We start from the raw sequence: 15072 nt of genomic DNA on the forward strand, positions 1-15072 counted from the left end.
CGAGTGCCTGGGTGGACTCCACGGTGACCATGCCGCTCAGCGAGTCACCGATCACTATTAGCCGTACATTATTCTCCGGACGGGTATGTGCGCCGCGGACACGGGCGATCCAGACACGGGCGATCCAGGTGTGGCCCCGCGCTGGCGGGAGTCGGGAGTTGTGGATGGAACCGACCGCCGAGACGTTGGCCCGGTGGGCGCACGACTACGCGCCGAGTGCCGCGGACCTCGACCTGGCGCAGCGCTCGCTGCTCGACACGATAGCGGTCACGCTCGCCGCCCGGCAGGACGATCTGGTGGCGCTGTCGGCCGGGCTGCCGGACGCGGCGCGCTGGGCGGCGGTCGGGCACGTCCTGGATTTCGACGACCTGCACCTGGAGTCGACCACCCACATCAGCGTGGTGTGCGNCCCCGCGACGCTGGCCGTCGGNGGGGACGCCCGCGCCTACCTGGCGGGGGCCGGGATGATGGCGCGGCTCGGGGTGGCGCTGGGCTGGTCGCACTATGCCGGCGGATGGCACGCCACCTGTACGGCCGGGGCGCCGGCCGCCGCCGTGTCCGCGTCGGTGGCGCTGGGCCTGTCGGCCGAGCGGATCGCCACCGCGATCGCGCTCTCGGTTCCCGCGGCCGGCGGGGTGCAGCGGGCATTCGGTTCCGCCGGCAAGTCCCTGCAGGTCGGCTTCGCCGCCGACGCGGGAGTTCGGGCGGCGAGGCTGGCCGCCGCCGGCGCCACCGCGGATCCGACCGCGCTGGATGCATGGCTCCGACTGGTCGGCGGCGACCCGGACCGCATCGACGTGACCGGCCCGGCGGTTCCCGGCGGGCTGGCGATCAAGATTTTTCCCTGCTGCTACGCACTGCAACGCCCGATCAGCGCGCTGCGCGAGCACCTGCCTGCCGACGTCGTCGCCTCGGGCATCACCGCGATCGAGGTGAGCACACCCGAGGGCGCGGTGCAGCCACTGATCCACCATCGGCCCCGCACCGGGCTGCAGGGGAAGTTCAGCCTTGAATATGCCATCGCCGCCGCACTGCTAGACCCCCATCCCGGCTTCGGGAGTTTCACCGACCTCGCCGTGACCCGACCCGAAGCCCAGCGTCTGCTCCAGCTCGTAGCCGTCACCGAGACCCCGGGCGGTGACGGGCTGCTCTCCGGCCGCATCGATATCACGCTCACCCTCAGCGGTGGCGCCCGGTACTCGGTGAGCCAGCGGCTGCCACCCGGGTCGCCCGGGCGGCCACCTTCGGACCAGGACCTGCGCGCCAAGATCGCCGACTGTGGCCCCGACGTTCCCGCGCTGCTGACCGGACTGGACTGGGCGCGTGCCGCGACGCTGCTGGCAGACCACCTGCCTGGCCAAAGGAGCGGCCTGACGTGACCGAGCACCACATGACCGAGCACCAGCGGCACCGCACTGCGCCGGGCGCCGCCCCGGACTCCCCTTCGCCGCACGTCCCGCTGCCGTTGGCCGGGGTGACCGTGGTCAGCCTGGAGCAGGCCGTCGCGGCCCCGTTCGCCACCCGCCAGCTGGCTGATTTCGGCGCGCGGGTCATCAAGATCGAACGGCCCGACGGCGGCGACTTCGCCCGCCGCTACGACGTGTCGGTGCACGGCCAGTCGAGCTACTTCGTGTGGCTCAACCGCTCCAAGGAATCCCTCACCCTGGACGTGAAAACCGCCGAGGGGCGCGCGGTTCTGGAGGAGCTGCTGGCCAGGGCCGACGTGCTGGTGCAGAACCTCGGCCCCGGCGCCGCCGCTCGCCTCGGCCTCGACGCCTCGTCCCTGGCCGACCGGCACCCTCGGGTGANCCCCTGCACGATCTCCGGCTACGGTACCGACGGGCCCTGGGCCGACCGGAAAGCCTACGACCTGCTCGTGCAGTGCGAGACCGGCCTCGTGTCGCTGACCGGTAGCCCGGACCAGATGGCGAAGGCCGGGATCTCGGTCGCCGACATCGCCGCCGGCATGTACGCCTACACCGGCATCCTCACCGCCCTCTACCGGCGCGCCACCACGGGGTCGGTCTCCGCGGTCGAGGTATCGTTGTTCGAGGCCCTCGCCGAGTGGATGGGTTCACCGGCCTACTACACCCGGTACGGCGGGCGGCAACCGGCACGGGTCGGCGCTCAGCACGCCACCATCGCCCCCTACGGCCCGTTCACCACCGCCGAGGACCAGACGGTGCTGCTGGCCATCCAGAACGAACGCGAATGGCACGCCTTCTGCCGGATCGTGCTCGACGACCCGACCCTGACCGAGGACCACCGCTTCGCGACCAACTCCGCACGCGTCGCCCACCGCGACGCCCTCAACGGGGTGATCGCGGACCGATTCGCCGCGCTCGATACCGGCACAGTGCTGGCGTTGCTGGCCAAAGCCGGTATCGCCAACGCCCGACTGAACTCCGTCGCCCACTTCCTCGACCATCCCGTCCTGACTGGCCGCGACCGGTGGCGCACCGTTGCCACCCCCGGCGGCGACATCGGTGCCCTCCTGCCTCCGGCCACCCTCACCGACCTGGACCCGGTGATGAACCCCGTTCCCGCCCTCGGCGAACACACCGACACCATCCTGCGCAGCCTGGGCCGCACCGATACCGCCATCGCCGCGCTCCGTGCCGACGGCGTCATCTGACCTCCGCCGACCCCCGGCCCCCCATCCAACGAGGACCAGCCATCCAAGAGCCATCCAAGAGGACCAGCCGAAGAGGACCCGGCGTGAGTACCTTGACCGCAGAAGAAAAAGCCATCGTCGACACCGTGCGCGACTTCGTCGATCGGGAGGTCCGCCCGGTCGCCCGGGACCTGGAACACGCCAACGACTATCCCGAGAAGCTCATCGAGCAGATGAAAAAGCTCGGCATCTTCGGCCTGACCATTCCGGAACCCTACAGCGAGGTTGCCGTCTCCACCCCCTGCTACGTCCAGGTCACCGAGCAGCTCGCCCGCGGCTGGATGAGCCTGGCCGGCGCGATGGGTGGCCACACCGTCGTCTCCACACTCATCCTCACCTTCGGCACCGAGCAGCAGAAGCTGCGTTATCTGCCCGCACTGGCCAGCGGTGAGATCCGCGCCACGATGGCGTTGACCGAACCCGCTGGAGGTTCCGACCTGCAGGCCCTCACCNCCAGCNCCCGCCGCGCCGGTGAGCACTACGTGGTCAACGGGTCGAAGACGTGGATCACCAACGCCCGCCGCTCCCAGCTGATCGCGCTGCTGTGCAGGACCGATCCGAAAGCCGAGCCCAGGCACAAGGGCATCAGCATCCTGCTCGTCGAACCCGGCGACGGATTCACCGTGTCCAGAGACCTGCCAAAACTCGGCTACAAGGGCGTCGAAAGCTGTGAGCTGTCCTTCGATGACTACCATGTCCCCGTCGATGCGCTGCTCGGCGGTGAGGAAGGCCGCGGATTCGCGCAGATGATGAAGGGCCTGGAGATCGGCCGGATCCAGGTCGCCGCCCGCGCCCTCGGTGTCGCCCGCGCCGCGCTGGACGACGCACTGCGTTACGCCCAGGAACGCGAGGCCTTCGGCAAGCCGATCTGGAAACACCAGTCCATCGGCAACTACCTCGCCGACATGGCCACCAAGTACACCGCTGCCCGCCAGCTCGTGCTCCTGGCCGCCGACCGCTACGACGCCGGCGACCGATGCGACCTGGAAGCCGGGATGGCCAAGCTGTTCGCCTCGGAAACCGCGATGGAGATCGCGCTCAACGCGGTCCGGGTGCACGGCGGCTACGGCTACTCCACCGAGTTCGACGTCGAACGCTACTTCCGTGACGCCCCACTCATGATCATCGGCGAAGGCACCAACGAGATCCAGCGCAACGTCATCGCCGCCCAGCTCGTCGCCCGAGGGGGAATCACCCCTTGATGGGAATCATCCCTTGACCAGCATCGCCGCCGTCCGTACCCGGCGACGTCCGGCGATCCTCCCGATCATGGTGCCGGCTGAACCGCGGAGGGTCAGGCACGGTTCACGACCTGCGGGCCGTGCCGAACCCTCCACACTCAACCCTCCACACTTTTCCGTCGCGACGTCGGCCTCCTCCCTACACTGGTTCCCGTGACGGCGGCGGTGGGCAAACGGCAGGCCGTGGTCGCGGTGCTGCTGAGGGCCGGTCGCGTACTGGTCATCCGGCGTGGGCCGCAGGCGCGGAGACCGGGCTACTGGGCTCCGCTGAGCGGCCGGATCGAGCCCGGCGAGAGCCAGGCGGCGGCGCTGGTTCGCGAGGTCCGTGAGGAGGTGGGGCTGGCGGTCACCCCCCTTGCGAAGGTCTGGGAATGCGACACCGACGACGGCAGCTACCAGCTGCACTGGTGGACCGCCGAGGTCGGATCCGACGAGGAACTGATCCTCGACCCGGGCGAGGTGAGCGACGCCCGCTGGGTGACGCCGCACGAGTTCACCCGGCTGGAGCTCACGTTCGCCGGTCACCACGAATTCTTCGAACGGGTGCTTCCGACCCTCGGTTAACCGGCTGTCCGATGTCGAGGCGGACCTGCCGGCGGGTCATTGTGGGGCGGGTCATTGAGTGGCGTGGTGGCCGGCCGGNGGGGGNCCGGGGTTCGGGAGGCCGGCGGCGACGGCCCGGGCGCGGACGCCGATATCGGCCTGGTCGGTGAACAGCCCGTCGATGCCCGTCTTGAGATAGGCAACCTGTTCGTCGACGGCCCGGCCGAGGTCGCTGGGGTTGGCGCCCACCTGGTAGTCCTTCGGGAGGAAGGTGTTCTCCGCGCGGAAGGTGTACGGGTGCACCACCAACCCGGCGGCGTGGGCGTCGGTGACCAGGGAGGTCGGGGTACCCAGCGTCCCGTCCCCGGCCCGGGGGATGATCTGAAGCTTGTCCGGGCCGATGCCGTTCGCGTAGCGGGCGATCTGCCACAGCCCGGCCAGCGTCGACAGATCCTGGTACGTCCGCGGGTCGCCGGCATTGACGAGATCGAACGGTGCGCCCGTGGCGGACAGCAGCTGTACCGAGGCCGTGCGCAGGCCGAGTGTGCGCAGCTCGCAGAGATTCGTGGTCTCAAAGGACTGGACGTACACCGGCGCGCCCCGGTGGTTCAGGCCGTACCGGACCAGGATGTCCAGCAGCCGCCGCTCCAGGGGCAGGCCGGCCTTGGCGAAGTAGGTCGGGTGCTTGGTCTCCGGGTAGACGCCGATCTCGCGGCCGAGTTCCCGGGACAGCCGGGCGCGCAGGTCGAGCAGTTCGGTGAACGTCGGGATCTCGGACTGGCCGTCGTACCTGGTGTTCCGCGGGCGGACCTCGGGCAGCCGTTCCTTGGCGCGCAGCGTCTTCAGTTCGGCCAGGGTGAAGTCCTCGGTGAACCAGCCGGTGGTCGCGACGCCGTCGAGAATCTTCGTCGTCCGGCGGGCGGCGAACTCGGGATGCGCGACGACGTCGGTGGTTCCGCCGATCTCCGGCTCGTGCCGGCAGACCAGGACGCCGTCCCTGGTGGACACGAGGTCCGGCTCGACGAAGTCGGCACCCAACCGGGCGGCCAGTTCGTAGGAGGCCAGGGTGTGCTCCGGGCGGTAGCCGGCCGCTCCCCGATGCCCGATCACCAGTGTCGGGCGACGCTGGCCACCGCCGGAACCAAGGGCGCCCGCCGGGGCGACCGACGCGGCTACCGGGACGAGGAGAGGGACGGCGGCGAAAGGCGCTGCGACGATCCCCGCGAGCACGCGACGACGGTCCACAAGTCCTCCAGCGCAGCGGCGACGACCCTCGCCGACGGAGCGCCCATAAAGCCAACCGGAAACAGCCGACCAACGAACGGACCACGTGTTACCCGCCGTGGTCGCCCAGATGGCACTTTGATGAACCTGGCGCACGAACAGCCGGCCGTAACCATCAGCCGCGCGCAACGGTGACGACCTCGGTCAGCCCGCCTCCGTCAGCGTGCGGACCGCGGTGACACGAGCGGCCCTACAGCCGGCCGGTCGGTACGGGCCGCTACGGTGCTGTGCCGGGCAGCGGGGAACAGAACCCGCTCAGCCCGGGGCTGCCGGGGCGGCCGACACCCGGACACCGCAGGTGAGGTTGGCCAGGTAGACCTGGGTGCGTCCGCTCGGGTCCAGCAGCAACGGCGGACCGCCGCGGGCCGCGGTACCGAAGCTGATCTCCCGGCCGTCGGCGGCGTCGTGGAGCTGCAGCCCGCAGTCGTCCGAGCCGGCGAAGTCCACGACCTCGACCCGGACAAGGCCCGAGGCGACCTCGAACGCGTCGGTGTCGCCGGTGCCGGCCTGCTGGGCGAAGGGCAGGACGGCCGTCCCCGATCCGGAGCGGGCCGTCACCGAGCACCCGGGGTCGTTGGCCCGCCAGTGGAAGCCGCCGACAAGCGGTACCTGGAAGGTCTTCGCGCCGTAGACCTCCTTGATCGCCTTCTGCTCGCCGGTGCTGTCGCTGGTCACGGTGATCGTGCACCCGTTGTCGGTGCCCTCGATCTGGTCGATGATCGCGAGACGCCACGGCGCGTCGGCGGTGAAGGACTGCCGGCCACTCGCCGAGTTGTCCGCGCTCGAGTTGTCGCCCCCGATCACCAGCACGGCGGCGAGCGCCCCCGCGAGCGCGAGGATCACGACGGTGCCGGCGCCCACCAACAGCCAGCGACGGCGACGGCGTGCCCGCGGCTCGGATGAAGCCGGGATCTGCGGTGCAGCCGGGATCTGCGGTGCAGCCGGTGGGGTGGGTGTCCGGGCGGCGTCGGGAAGGACGCGCGTCACCGGGATCCGCGCCCCCCGGGCGTGACCGACGAGCCGCTCGCACAGGTCGAGCGCGGTGGGCCGTTGCGGCGGCTGGCGGTCGAGTGCCTCGCGGACGGGCGCGTGCAGCTCCGGAGCGAGCCGGTCGAAGTCGATCTGGAACTCGGCGGCCGCGATCCGCGACGCCACCGCGTCGGCGGAGCCGCTGCCGAACGGCGGCTGGCCGGTGGCTGCAAAGCAGACCAGGGCCCCCCAGCCGAACACGTCGCTGGCCGCGGTGNCCNCCCCGCCTGTGGCCTGCTCCGGCGAGAGCCACCCGGGCGTGCCGACGACTCCGCCCACCGCGGTCAGCGGGCGCGCCTCGGCCGCCGCGGCGATCCCGAAGTCGATGACCTTCGGCCCGTCCGCGGTCCACAGCACATTGGACGGTTTGAGATCGCGGTGGATCAGGCCGGCCGCGTGGATGGACGCCAACGCCTCGGCGAGCCCGGCCGCCAGGATGATCTGCTCCCCGGTGGACAGGGGGCCGGCCGCCGCGACCTGGGCGGCGAGGTCCGGGGCGTCGACGAACTCGGTGGCCAGCCATGGACGTTCGGCCTCCAGCTCGAAGTCGACGAGCCGGGCGGTGTGGGCACCGCCGACCCGGAAACACGCCTGGACCTCGCGATGGAATCGCGCCCGGAACTGCGGATCGTCGGCGTACTCCGGTCGGATCAGCTTGACCGCGACCTGGCCGAGGGGNCCCTCGGCCAGGTAGACCACNCCCATCCCGCCGGCACCGAGCCTGCCCAGCACCCGGTGCCGGCCCAGCGACCCCGGATCCGTGGCCCGCGGCGGCTGCATCCTGACGCCGTGCGCGTCGCCCGGCACATCCACCCCCGTCTGCTCACCGCCGCCACCGAGCGGGTCGCCCCACTATCGCCGAGGCCTGCGACGGTGACGAGAGCACCCCGACGATCGCTACTTTTCGTAGTCGTCGCACGCGACGAGGGTGCGCGACCGCCCCGCCGACGGCCGTACCGGCCGGACAGCCGAGGCGACGGCGTCCATGACGGCATCCGCGACCGCGTCTGTGACGTCTTACTGGCCACCAGAGCTTGCACATGACGTCAACTTGGCGCCATTATGGCGTCATGGACCTTGCACCGTATGTCGAGAACCTCCGCCGGGAACTCGCGGCAGCCGCGGAAGCCGGGGGTGAGGACGCCCGCGCGCTGGCCGAGCGGCTCGCCCTGCCGCTGGACTCGGCCGTCAGGCTCGCCCTGCTGGAGGCGCTGTCGGCCGCCGCCGACGAGATCACCCGAGAGTTGGCACCGGGCTCGGTCGAGGTACGCCTGCGTGGGCGGGACCCTGATTTTGTCGTGACGCCACCGCCGGCCGACCACTCGGATGCGGACGACTTCGAGGCCGCCGTGGTCAGGCAACCGTCCGCCGCTCCAGAGGACGACGAGGGACGTACCTCGCGGATCACGCTACGCGTCCCCGAGCGTCTCAAACCGCGCATCGATGAAGCGGCCGAGCACGAAGGACTGTCCGTCAACGCCTGGCTGGTGCACGCCGTCTGCGCCGCGCTCGACCCCGGTGCCGCGGGGCGGCGCACCGGTCCGCACGCAGGCCAGCAGATGGGACTGCGTTACAGCGGCTGGGTGCGTTAGCCGCGCCGGCGTTCACCACGCCGGCGTTCACCGCGTCCGGGCAAGCCATGTCCAGGCTGACGACGTTACAAGGAGATCATCATGCCGACTTTCCGCACCCCCGAACCGATCCTCGCCGTCATCGAACTCGGGACCGGCCACGTCCGGATCAACGCGAGCGACCGCGCCGACACGGTCGTGGAGGTACGCCCGAGCGACCCGTCGCACGACACCGACGTGCGGACGGCGCGGGAGACCCGCATCGAATATGACAAAGGCAAGCTTCACCTCAGAGCGCCCAGGAAGACGGCCCGCTCGCTGTTCGGGTCGGACGGCTCCGTCACCGTGACAGTCGAGCTGCCCACCGGTTCGCGGGTCGAGGCGAGCTCGATGACCAACATCCAGAGCACGGGCCGCCTGGGCGATTCCAGCTTCCACACCGCCACCGGCGACATTGACCTTGACCAGACCGGCAGGCTCCGGCTGGGGACCGCCGACGGGAACGTGTCCGTGGGCCGCACGACCGGGCACGCCGAGATCAAGACCTCGAACGGCATGATCCGGATCCGCGAGATCGACGGCTCGGCGGTAGTCAAGACGGCCAACGGGGGCGTCACCATCGGTGAGGTGACGGGGGACGCACGGCTGATCACTGTCTCCGGTGCCATCACCGTCGACCGCGCGCTGGCGGGCGTCGAGGCCAGGACCGCCTCGGGCAGCGTGCGGATCGGCGAAGTGGTGCGCGGCACAGTCGCGCTCGTATCCGGTTCCGGCCGGCTCGAAGTGGGAGTACGGAAAGGTACCGCCGCCCTGCTGGACGTCCGCTCGGGATGCGGCGGTGTGCACAGCGAACTGACCGCCATCCACGCCCCCGCGCCCACCGACGAGACCGTCGAGGTGCGCGCCCGTAGCGGCGACGGCGACATCCTGATCCACCGTGCCTGACCGTTCCCGAAGCGCGAGCCGGCCCGGCTACGCCTTCCGCTCGATGGCGCCGTAGCCGCTGACCCGGGCGTCGGTCAGGTCAGCGGGCATGGTGCGTCGGGCCGCCAGCGGCGTGCCACCTGCACCCCCTCAAGGGCGGCCTTCGGCCGCCGGCAGGTCGGCCTGTCGGAGCGTTCCGCCCTCCCGTGTCCGGCTCAGCGGAGAAGGATGGCGTGGTCCGGGTTGTCGAGCCAGAAGGTTTGCCCGTCGGGAGTCACAGTGAGCCCGAACCGATCGCGGGAGGGCCGGCCGGAGTTCATCCACCAGTCGTAGGCCGTCTCCAGCTCGTCCCAGAGTCGACGCGGCCCGTACTGGGTGATCTCGTGCTCGTCCAGGCCTGCGGTCAGCGATGCCCAGGACTGCGACGGGCTGTGAGACAGCAACAGGGTGTTCGCGGGGCCGCCTTCGTCGATGTCCCCGGTCGTGCAGCCCGGCAGCCACAAGCCGACCGCGAACCCGGTCGCCGCATCATCGAAAGGCTCGCGGAGATACCGGCGGGNGGGNCTGACGTCCGCGTCGTCCTCACCCAGCCACCACACATGCGGGTCGCGCCGCTGGTTCCGTAGCCGCATGAACCCGGCCTCATCGTGGAACCGGCCGCGGGCCACACCATCGTCATCGACGACCAGAACCGCCAACGCCCCGTCGAAGGTACCGGCGAACGGGAACACGATCCGCCCCCCGGGCCGGGTCTGCTCCACCCACGAACAGGGGACCACCGACACTGACGCTGTTGCGATCACACGGTCGTACGGTGCGCCCGCCGGATAGCCCGCGGTCCCATCCCCTGCGATCACCCGCACGGGATGGCCGGTCCGGTCCAACGCCGCCCGTGCCTGTCCGGCTATCATCGGGTCGACTTCCATGCTGGTCACCTGACCGGAACCGGCCTGCACCGCGAGAAGCGCAGCGTTGTAGCCGGTACCTGTCCCGATCTCCAGCACGCGCATTCCCGGGCGCACGCCGAGGAGATCAAGCATCCGGTCGACCACCCACCGCGCACTACACGAACTGGTCGGGATGATCCCCTTACCGTCGTACTTGTCCCTACCATCGTCTACCTGGGTGGTGATCGCCTGATCGCTACGGACCAGCGCCAACCACCCTTCCGGATCTTCGCTTCGACGGAGCGGAACCAGGAAGAATCCGTCATCACCGGTCACCCAGACCTCATCCGGGATGAAGTCCTCCCGGTTCACCACCCGCCCGCTCATGCCTTCCCGGTGCCCTTGCATAGCTGACAGGTTTTCTTCTCCTTCGTCCCGTCGTTGACAACTTCGACCGTCCCATCACCGGAACACCCAGGACAGGCCACCGGCTTCGAGTGCTTCCCCACGCCGAACTGCCTCTCCCCCCTCGGGATCTACCAGCCGCCATAATCTCACCGGAGCAGACGCAGCCGAGGCACGATGCCCATCACCTGCTGGCCCTGTAACCACCGAAGCCACAGGCAGCGCCGTGGTCGGTATGCCTGTTGGGCTGCGATATCGTGGCGGGCGCTGGAACGTGGCTGGGNATTCGGGGGGCCCGTGGGCGTCGCCATTGTTGATGCGGTCAAGCTTGCGAAAGACAACAAGCGTTCGTACGAGCAGCTCGAAGCTCGCTGTCGGCTGCTGGCCGGGCGAATGGCTGCCGAGACAGAGGCTCAGCAGCGGGCCCGTGCTGAGCTGTATGACGTGGCGCTGGTGCCGTTCCAGGAGGTGTTCAGTCGGCTGAAGAACGTCGATCTGGCTGAGCTCGCGGAGATCGACCTGCTGGTCGGCGGGGAGCTGCCGGACGTCGAACTGCGTCGGCTACGGATCAGCGTGGTCCAGTCACTGGGGGCGCTGGCTGCTGGGGCGGTGGCCGGCGCCGGGGCGGGTGGTGCGACGTTCGCGGCGGTCGGGGCCTTGGCGACGGCCACCACTGGGACGGCGATTTCAGGGCTGTCCGGTGCTGCGGCGACGAGCGCGACGTTGGCCTGGCTGGGCGGCGGGCCGATCGCCGCCGGTGGTGGTGGGGTCGCGGCCGGGACGACCGTGCTGGCGGGCATCGTGGCGGCGCCGGTGGTCATTGCTGTGGGCGGGGTGCTCGAGTGGCAGGGGCGCAGGGCCCGCACCGGTCAGCGCGAGACAGCGGCGCAGATCGCCGAGGCGGCGGCTGACTTCGGACGGGCGCAGGCGCAGGCGGCCCTCGTGCGTCGGCGCAGCCGGCAGGTCCGGGACATTCTCAAGGACCTGCGCGTCGCGATGACCGTCCGGCTGCCGCTGCTGGATACGCTCGTCACCGCCAACCCGGACTATGTGACCTACACGATCGAGCAGCGGCAGCGGGTGGCACAGCTCGTCGGGGTCGCCTCGACCGCGGTGACGGTGATGAGTACGCCGATCGCCGGCGAGGACGGAACGGTGGATGTGCAGGTTCGCCAGGTCGTTCTCAACGCCAAGCAGCGGCTGCTCGCCCTGCCCCGGCCAGCGTGACCACCTCTCATTCTGCCCTGCCTCACGGCAGACGCGAGAGGCATATCAGGCTGCTTCCCGGTGGGGCGGACGCCGCGGTCTGGTCGATCATCGACCAGACGACCCGCCGGACCGCGGCGGAGGTGGTCGAGACACTGAACGGCCGCGACACTGTCGTCAAGCTGGCGCGGCGGTATGCCAACCATGGCAATCCGCAGCGTGCCGGGCACCTGTTCGAGGTGATGCACGCGGTCGGATTCAACCGGCACGCGGCCCGCGCGGGCTCGACGGTACGCGCCCAGGTCCTGGAATGGACACAGGGCGGTCCGCAGAATGGTCCGGTCGACATCCGGCTGTCTGACGGTGGCCGGATGGTCGCCGAGGTGCAGGCCAAACTCGTCGACCGGGTGTCGGACACGACCCGCCAGATCTCGCGATCCGCATATCAGGGCATGGGGCGACTGGTCGCAGGAGACCGGGTCGACGCCGTCCACGACCTGCTCGACCGGCGGCTGGGCATGAACCAGGAGGGGATCTACTTCGAGGGCTACGCCGACGCGGCGGCTTTCAGCACCGACCGGCTCACGCACGGGTCGGTGCACAGCGATTCGATCAGCTACCGGCAGACGCAGGACGCCGCCCACAACCCGGCCCGATGGGCCAACCACCAGATCGCCGCCGCAGCCGGGCGAGACATCGCCACCTCCAGCCTCGCTGGAGCCGCCGCAGGCGCGCTCGTCGGCGCCATGGTCACCACGGCCAGCGAGACCGCCCGGATCCGTGCCGGCGAGACCTCCGCTGGCGCCGCAGTCATCACGGTCGCTGGCGGCACCGCCCGCAACGCCGCCCGCTCCGGTGCTATCGGCACGATCTCCGCTTCCGTCCGCACCGCGGCCAGCAGCGGTCTTCTGCCCAAGGCGCTGGGCAGCGGTACCGTGCCCGCCGCCATGGCTGACGCCGTGTGGGCCGTCGCCGACGCCGGCCTGGACCTGGCCCGCGGTCGCATCGACCCCGGCGAGTTCGCTGCCCGCAGCGTGACGGGGACCGCCAGGACCGGCCTGATGTGGGCCGGCGGCCTGGTCGGGCAGACCGTCGTCCCCGTCCCCGTCCTCGGAGCCCTCGTCGGTGGTGTCGTTGCGCAGGCCACCGCCGCCATCATCATCCAAGGACTCCGGCTCGCGATCGTCGCGGCCCGCGCCGACGGCGCCAGCCCCGAGCTACTCGCGGTCCTGGAAGCCGAGACCGTCACCACCGCGGCCACGGCCGCGCTGATCGGCCAGGCGACCATGACTCTCGGCGAGGATCAGCGCACTCAGGTCACCCGCGCCGCGCTACCCGACCTCGCCCACGTCCAGACGACGCTCACCACCAGCGATCCCAGCACCGCAATCATCGAACTTGCCACCGTTACCTGCCACCACGCCAACCAGCCGCTGTTCACCACCCTCGACGAATTCAACCAGTGGATGGCCGACACCGACGCTCCGCTCATCCTCAACCCGAACTGGTAACCCGAACTGGTAACCCACACCGAGCGCGCACCACGTTTCCCCGATCCGGCCGGTGGCACACCGGCCGGGTCTCGAGACCACGTCATCGGGAGACAACGAGGACCGGAACGGCATCGTCGATCTGGCCAGGTAGGGCATCACGGCAGACGACGGCGAAAGACCACCCAGATTGCCCACGTGCGCCCCGCCGGGTCAGTCGGCCGGGATGATCCGGTAGCCGACCCCCGCGAGCGTCTCGATGACGGGCGGGTCGCCGAGTTTGCGACGCAGCCGTCCAATGGTGACCGAGACGGTCTTGGTGAAGGGGTCCGCGTACTCGTCCCAGACCTGTTCGAGCAGCCGCTCGGCACTCAGCGGGGCCGGCATCGCGCGCAACAGTGCCTCCAGTACGGCGAATTCCTTGGCGGAGAGATCGAGTCGCCGCCCGTCACGGATGGCGGTGTGGCGCAGTGGGTCGAGTTCGACACCGCCGGCTTTGAGGACGCGTGGCTGCGCGGTGGGCCGACGCCGGGCCAGTGCCCGCACCCGTAGGACGAGTTCGGGAAAGTGGAAGGGTTTGGGGAGGTAGTCGTCCGCGCCGAGGCTCAGCCCGGTGACACGATCGGCGCTGGTGTCGGCCGCGGTGAGCATCAGAACCATGGCCGGGTCCTCGGAATCTATGATCATCCGGCACAACATGTCACCGTTCAGGCCGGGGAGGTCACGGTCGAGCAGCACGACGTCGTAGCGGTTGACATCGAGTTTGGCGGCGGCGTCGAGACCGTCGTAGCTGACATCGACGGCCATGCCGTGGTCACGGAGGCCTTCGGCGATGTCGTCGGCGAGGCGGTGCACGTCCTCGACGACGAGCACTCTCACCGCGACCCCCCGGGCCTCACCGCGACCCCGGCCTCACCGCGACCCCCCGGCACCCTCGGCACCCTCGGCACCCCCGACACCGGAGCGCGGCCGACGAGCGGCATGGTGATGACGGCCCGCAGACCGCCCTCGGGTCGGGCGCTCAGGTGCAGAGCGCCGTCATGGGCCGCGGCGATCGCGGCGACGATCGACAGCCCGAGCCCGACGCTGCCGGCGGTCGTGCGGTCGGCGGCCAGGCGGCGAAACGGCTGCCCGAGCTGCTGGACGTCGGCGTCGTCGAGCGGCGGCCCGGCGTTCTCGATCGTCAGGTGGGCAATCCTGGCGTCATCCGTGCCGCCGGTGGCGGGGTGGCAGCGGACCTGGACCTGGACGTGGACGAAGCCGCCGGGATGGTTGTAGCGCAGGGCGTTGTCGAGGAGGTTGTCGACCAGGCGCCGCAGCAGCGTCGGGTTTCCGATGATCTCGACGGCCGCGAGCTGACGGTGGATGTGCACGCCCAGCTCGGCGGCGTGAGGTTCGCGGGCTGCCAGCGCGGCGACGACGAGGCCGGTGAGCGAGACGGCGGCATCATTGCCGGGTGCCCCCTGATGGGCCCGCGCCAGGGTGAGGAAATTCTCGATCAGCCGGTCGGCCTGGTCGAGTCCCTCGCGAAGCTTGCCGGCGAGCACGGTGACCTCCCGCGGCACGGGCTGGGGTTTGCCCTCGGCGACATCGAGCGAGGTCCGCATCANCGTGAGCGGGGTGCGCAGCTCGTGGGAGGCATTGGCGACGAAGCGTCGCTGCGCCTCGAACGCGGTCTCCAGGCGGGCCAGCAGCCCGTCTATGGTGTCACCAAGGTCGGTGAGTTCATCCTGCGGGCCGGGTAGGTCCAGGCGCTCGTGCAGGTTCTCCTGGGAGATCCGCAGGGTGGTCGCGGTCATCGTGCGCAACGGGCGCAGC

At 70.4% G+C, this 15072-nt stretch carries 13 protein-coding genes (1 of these 13 only partly in view); 8 read left to right on the forward strand and 5 right to left on the reverse strand.

Annotated elements, in window-relative coordinates:
• Positions 1-164: 164 nt before the first annotated feature.
• The 4 genes from ALLO2_RS14780 (at position 165) to ALLO2_RS14795 (ending at position 4479) form a co-directional block, all read left to right on the forward strand.
• Positions 165-1379 (forward strand): MmgE/PrpD family protein, encoded by a 1215-nt coding sequence (locus ALLO2_RS14780; protein ID WP_035732813.1) that lies wholly within the window; start codon positions 165-167, stop codon positions 1377-1379.
• On the forward strand, positions 1376-2635 hold the full coding sequence (locus ALLO2_RS14785; protein WP_198031012.1) for a CaiB/BaiF CoA-transferase family protein: 1260 nt from the start codon (positions 1376-1378) through the stop codon (positions 2633-2635). The genes ALLO2_RS14780 and ALLO2_RS14785 overlap by 4 nt, the downstream gene beginning before the upstream one ends.
• 83 nt (positions 2636-2718) lie before the next feature.
• Positions 2719-3876 (forward strand): acyl-CoA dehydrogenase family protein, encoded by a 1158-nt coding sequence (locus ALLO2_RS14790; protein ID WP_035732778.1) that lies wholly within the window; start codon positions 2719-2721, stop codon positions 3874-3876.
• Between the two features lie 204 nt (positions 3877-4080).
• Positions 4081-4479: an NUDIX hydrolase gene (locus ALLO2_RS14795; protein ID WP_011436843.1), complete on the forward strand. Its 399-nt coding sequence runs from the start codon at positions 4081-4083 to the stop codon at positions 4477-4479.
• Positions 4480-4530: 51 nt separating this feature from the next.
• Here the strand turns inward: ALLO2_RS14795 and ALLO2_RS14800 are convergent, their stop codons facing one another.
• Positions 4531-5688: a glycerophosphodiester phosphodiesterase gene (locus ALLO2_RS14800; RefSeq protein ID WP_232235113.1), complete on the reverse strand. Its 1158-nt coding sequence runs from the start codon at positions 5686-5688 to the stop codon at positions 4531-4533.
• 309 nt (positions 5689-5997) lie between these two features.
• Positions 5998-7584: a serine/threonine-protein kinase gene (locus tag ALLO2_RS14805; RefSeq protein WP_369808165.1), complete on the reverse strand. Its 1587-nt coding sequence runs from the start codon at positions 7582-7584 to the stop codon at positions 5998-6000.
• A gap of 257 nt (positions 7585-7841) precedes the next feature.
• Between ALLO2_RS14805 and ALLO2_RS14810 the strand changes: the two genes are divergently transcribed.
• Both ALLO2_RS14810 and ALLO2_RS14815 read left to right on the forward strand, forming a co-directional pair.
• The gene (locus tag ALLO2_RS14810) at positions 7842-8363 is read left to right on the forward strand and encodes a toxin-antitoxin system HicB family antitoxin (protein WP_035732780.1); all 522 of its coding nucleotides are present in this window, start codon (positions 7842-7844) and stop codon (positions 8361-8363) included.
• An 81-nt stretch (positions 8364-8444) separates the two neighbouring features.
• The gene (locus tag ALLO2_RS14815) at positions 8445-9287 is read left to right on the forward strand and encodes a DUF4097 family beta strand repeat-containing protein (RefSeq protein ID WP_023840256.1); all 843 of its coding nucleotides are present in this window, start codon (positions 8445-8447) and stop codon (positions 9285-9287) included.
• A 194-nt stretch (positions 9288-9481) separates the two neighbouring features.
• Here ALLO2_RS14815 and ALLO2_RS14820 read toward each other — a convergent pair whose 3' ends face one another.
• Positions 9482-10540 carry a methyltransferase domain-containing protein gene (locus ALLO2_RS14820; RefSeq protein ID WP_035732782.1) on the reverse strand — a complete coding sequence of 353 codons (1059 nt, stop codon included), beginning with the start codon at positions 10538-10540 and terminating at the stop codon, positions 9482-9484.
• Between the two features lie 315 nt (positions 10541-10855).
• On the opposite strand from ALLO2_RS14820, the gene ALLO2_RS14825 reads away from it, so the two are divergent.
• Positions 10856-11785: a hypothetical protein gene (locus tag ALLO2_RS14825; protein ID WP_023840255.1), complete on the forward strand. Its 930-nt coding sequence runs from the start codon at positions 10856-10858 to the stop codon at positions 11783-11785.
• On the forward strand, positions 11782-13275 hold the full coding sequence (locus ALLO2_RS14830) for a hypothetical protein (protein ID WP_023840254.1): 1494 nt from the start codon (positions 11782-11784) through the stop codon (positions 13273-13275). Before ALLO2_RS14825 ends, ALLO2_RS14830 begins: the two co-directional genes overlap by 4 nt.
• Before the next feature lie 192 nt (positions 13276-13467).
• Here the strand turns inward: ALLO2_RS14830 and ALLO2_RS14835 are convergent, their stop codons facing one another.
• Together ALLO2_RS14835 and ALLO2_RS14840 are read right to left on the reverse strand one after the other, a co-directional pair.
• On the reverse strand, positions 13468-14133 hold the full coding sequence (locus tag ALLO2_RS14835; RefSeq protein ID WP_011436856.1) for a response regulator transcription factor: 666 nt from the start codon (positions 14131-14133) through the stop codon (positions 13468-13470).
• Positions 14130-15072, reverse strand: the 3' portion of a protein-coding gene (locus ALLO2_RS14840; RefSeq protein ID WP_051875288.1) for a HAMP domain-containing sensor histidine kinase. 479 nt of this gene lie beyond the right edge of the window; only the last 943 of its 1422 coding nucleotides appear in the window; the start codon falls outside the window, past its right edge; its stop codon occupies positions 14130-14132. The genes ALLO2_RS14835 and ALLO2_RS14840 overlap by 4 nt, the downstream gene beginning before the upstream one ends.

This window comes from Frankia sp. Allo2 (assembly GCF_000733325.1).
GTDB lineage: Bacteria > Actinomycetota > Actinomycetes > Frankiales > Frankiaceae > Frankia > Frankia casuarinae.

Bases quoted from the DNA above. Each gene is read 5' to 3' on its own strand.
- ALLO2_RS14815 (WP_023840256.1), top strand. From the start codon at position 8,445: ATGCCGACTTTCCGCACCCCCGAACCGATCCTCGCCGTCATCGAACTC.
- ALLO2_RS14810 (WP_035732780.1), top strand. From the start codon at position 7,842: ATGGACCTTGCACCGTATGTCGAGAACCTCCGCCGGGAACTCGCGGCA.